Below are 3,450 nucleotides of genomic sequence, written 5' to 3'. Positions count from 1 at the left end.
CGCGGTTTTAGAAAGAGTTGTAATTTCTCCAAAAAGATTGAAAACCATTTTAAAGCCTTCGACTTAACCTTTTTTTACATCAATAATGGTTTCATTTAATGTCAGCATACTTTTTGAAACACCACCATCTTTTCTAAGATTTCACATTGTGGATCGATCTCACTAATAAAACCAGCATTTCTATTATTGTTCTCAATAGAAAATGGATACTGTTTTACATATAACTCATTGTAATGGATCAGGCAATGCAATTGGCGTGAACTACAATACGGTGGATGCCAAGACAGGTTTATTGCCAGTACCACCAAGTCAAAATCAGATTCATTTAGCACCATAAATCTTAGAGGGGAATATCATGAAATTATCAGCACTTATTGCATTTGCAACGACTATCGTACTAACTGGTTGTGCATCAACAGTGACTACATTTGACTCACATGGCCGTATGATTGGTTCATGTAAAGCAGAAAGCGGTTTTATTATCGGTGGTGGTGCAGGCTGTTCAGGTTCTGCAAATCAGGAAGGTCGCGATCGTTAATTTTTAATGATGATTGCAATAAAAAACCGAAGCCTAAGCTTCGGTTTTTTCTTTATCCATCAAAAAATTATTTTTGATCAGGTAAAGCAAAGGCAATGATATAGTCGCCCACATCTTTAGAGTGGCTTGCACCACCTGCAGAAATCACAACATATTGTTTGCCAGTTTTTGGAGATTTATAAACCAGTGGGGCAGCAACAGCAGCAACAGGCAATTCAGCTTTCCACACTTCTTTACCAGTTTTTGAATCTAACGCACGTAGGTAATAATCCTGAGTACCTGCGAAGAACACCAGACCAGAAGCGGTTGAAGTAGGACCACCCAGTGTAGGCATACCTAAAGGAATTGGCATATGGGTTTTCACACCTAATGGACCTAATTCTTTGGCTGTACCCATTGGTACTTCCCAAACGACTTTCTTCGATTTCAAGTCGATGGCAGTCATGGTACCAAACGGTGGTTTGTTACAAGGCACACCCAGTTTAGACTGCATGATGTCAATTTTCACACCAGCATAAGGACCAGCCAATTGTGGACGTACTGTACCCATGAATCCTGGTACTTCGTCAGTTGAGATATGATATTTACCCATATCTTCTTTACGAACCAATGACATACGCAGTGGCATACGCATATCGTTGACGTACATCATGCCAGTAGATTCATCTATGGAGATACCACCCCAGTTGAAACCACCAAGCAAGCTAGGCCATTCGATATAAGGTTTTTCACCTGGTGCAGTATATAGACCGTTATAGACAGAGTCTTTAAAGTTAATACGACATGCCAATTGGTCAAAGGTTGAGATCCCCCACATGTCCTGTTCAGTCAATGTGGCATTACCAATTTGTGGCATGCCAACAGAGAATGGTTGGGTAGGAGAAAGTTTTTCGCCTTCAGCTCCATTGGTGTCTACAGGACGTTCTTCAACTTTAGTGACTGGTTTACCAGTACGGCGGTCAAGAACGAAGATTTGACCCATTTTGGTAGTTTGAATCAACGCTGGAACTTTTTTGCCATGATCATCAGTCATGTCATAAAGTACAGGTTGTGACGGTAAGTCATAGTCCCATACATCATGGTGAACAGTTTGATAAGTCCAAACAGTTTTACCAGTCAAAGCATTTACCGCAACAATGGCAGAACCGAATTTTTCTTTGGCTGCGTTACGGTCACCACCCCAGTAGTCAGGAGGACCATTACCTGTAGGCAAGTAAACCAGATTCAGGTCTTTGTCATAAGTCGGGATGGTCCACATGTTTGGTGTTTCTAAAGTAAAGCCTTTGCCATCTTTAGGTTCACCAACCAGTTCAGGATTGCCGACATCCCAAGCCCAAGCCAATTCACCGGTACGAACGTCATAAGCACGAACCACACCAGACGGTTCGCCATGCACAATATCACGTACCCAACCGCCTAATACGGCAACATGACCAGCGATCAGCGGAGTTGATGTTGGGTGATAACGTTTACTTTGTTCAGTAGGACCCATGTCATGCAGAACATCGACCTGACCATTCACACCAAATTCTGGACATAAAGCACCAGTTTTAGCATTTAACGCAATTAAACGGCCATCAACAGTTGAAGTCAGGATACGTTGTGGACAAGCTTTAATACCAGGTGCTTGTAAGTCTGCTGCAGTTAAAGATTTGTCTTTAGTAGCATCATAATAACCGACACCACGGCAAGTAATATGTTCTGCAGTTTTTGCATGTGGATCATATTTCCAAAGTGCTTTACCACTGTCACCATCAATCGCTGAAATGATGTTAGTTGGTGTGCATGAATATAAAGTACTACCAATTTGAATTGGTGTATTTTCATCAACACCCGCAGATGTATCACGACCAGTGTGATAAGTCCAAGCGACTTTCAGATCTTTGACATTTTCAGGGGTAATGTCGGTGTACGGTGCAAAGCGGGTACCGTTACCATTACGACCGAAATATTCCCAGTTGTCCGGGTTTTCTGCATTCGGTTTAGCCAGTGCAGGGTCTTGTACGATATCAACAGGATTAAGGATTTTGCCATGTGGGAAGAACGCAGCAATCAGAGCTGCTACACAGGCAAAGAAACCGGCAAAGCCAACAAGATTGGCAGCTTTGATTTTTGCAGCATTGAGTGCTGGCAGGCTTTTGCTTGCCCACATGCTGAGGACAAATAAAATTGTTGGAACCACCAAGCGTGGAATATATTGCCAGAAGCTCAAACCTTGAACTTCAGCAATGGCCCAGAAGGTGGTTGCAACAAAAGTAACAATAGAAAGCCAGAAACCAAGAGCTTTTTTCATCGCATAGAAAATGGCGATTGCAACATAGGCAATCCCTGCGATGAGATAATAACTTGTACCACCGAGGCTGAGTAATTTAGCGCCTTGAATGATCAAGTACAGCGCAACGAGTAAAGTCAATACCACTACAAAATAGCGATAGACTTTAGACCCTGTACGCTCGATAGAGGAGGGTTGTTCAGTGCTCATACCTTACCTATAAAAAACGGCTTGGTTGCATAAACGGTGAAACAGGAGAATGGGATCTAAACAGATCGAATTAAAAGTTTACAGCGTTTATGTAACTAAGTCTTTAGCGAGGATAAATCCTCATGAGAAATCAATTACAGTTACATATTCTAACATTTAAGAAGATTTTTTGACTAAAAAATATAATGTGAGTATTGATATTTATCATTAGATCTCTTGCGAAAGTCGTTATTGCAAGTTCATCCGGTTTACCAGTGCAGCGATTAAGTTAATGCGTAAACCGAATCTTTTCCGTCTATTTCTATAGCGTTCACTTAGTATTCTAAATCTTTTCAATTGACTGTTAATGTGTTCGATTACAACTCGTATTTTTCCAATCATTTTATTGTAATTTTTCTCAGCATCAAATAAGGGTAAATTCTTCTTTTTC

Annotated in this window: 4 protein-coding genes and 1 pseudogene; 3 read left to right on the top strand and 2 right to left on the bottom strand. The window is 41.0% G+C overall.

Annotated elements, in window-relative coordinates:
- The 3 genes and pseudogenes from FTT84_RS17325 to FTT84_RS17320 all read left to right on the top strand — a co-directional run.
- Positions 1–99: pseudogene (locus FTT84_RS17325) on the top strand (IS1 family transposase); the annotation flags it as partial.
- Positions 100–202: 103 nt separating this feature from the next.
- Positions 203–337, top strand: coding sequence for a hypothetical protein (locus FTT84_RS18150; protein WP_257223437.1), 135 nt, complete (start codon positions 203–205; stop codon positions 335–337).
- An 18-nt stretch (positions 338–355) separates the two neighbouring features.
- Positions 356–538 (top strand): hypothetical protein, encoded by a 183-nt coding sequence (locus FTT84_RS17320; protein ID WP_004784275.1) that lies wholly within the window; start codon positions 356–358, stop codon positions 536–538.
- A 67-nt stretch (positions 539–605) separates the two neighbouring features.
- Here FTT84_RS17320 and FTT84_RS17315 read toward each other — a convergent pair whose 3' ends face one another.
- Together FTT84_RS17315 and FTT84_RS17310 are read right to left on the bottom strand one after the other, a co-directional pair.
- Entirely contained in the window at positions 606–3,020 is a 2,415-nt protein-coding gene (locus FTT84_RS17315) for a membrane-bound PQQ-dependent dehydrogenase, glucose/quinate/shikimate family (protein WP_180081971.1), read from the bottom strand.
- Between the two features lie 228 nt (positions 3,021–3,248).
- The coding region (locus FTT84_RS17310) for a transposase family protein (protein ID WP_306669508.1) at positions 3,249–3,450 on the bottom strand (202 nt) is incomplete at its 5' end.

This window comes from Acinetobacter sp. YH01019 (genome assembly GCF_013420285.1).
In the GTDB taxonomy this organism is placed as follows: Bacteria; Pseudomonadota; Gammaproteobacteria; order Pseudomonadales; family Moraxellaceae; genus Acinetobacter; species Acinetobacter gandensis.
Note: the sequence above shows the minus strand (reverse complement) of the source record. Positions and strands in the feature narration are given on the sequence as shown.

Bases quoted from the DNA above. Each gene is read 5' to 3' on its own strand.
- FTT84_RS18150 (WP_257223437.1), top strand. From the start codon at position 203: ATGGATACTGTTTTACATATAACTCATTGTAATGGATCAGGCAATGCA.
- FTT84_RS17320 (WP_004784275.1), top strand. From the start codon at position 356: ATGAAATTATCAGCACTTATTGCATTTGCAACGACTATCGTACTAACT.
- FTT84_RS17315 (WP_180081971.1), bottom strand. From the start codon at position 3,020: ATGAGCACTGAACAACCCTCCTCTATCGAGCGTACAGGGTCTAAAGTC.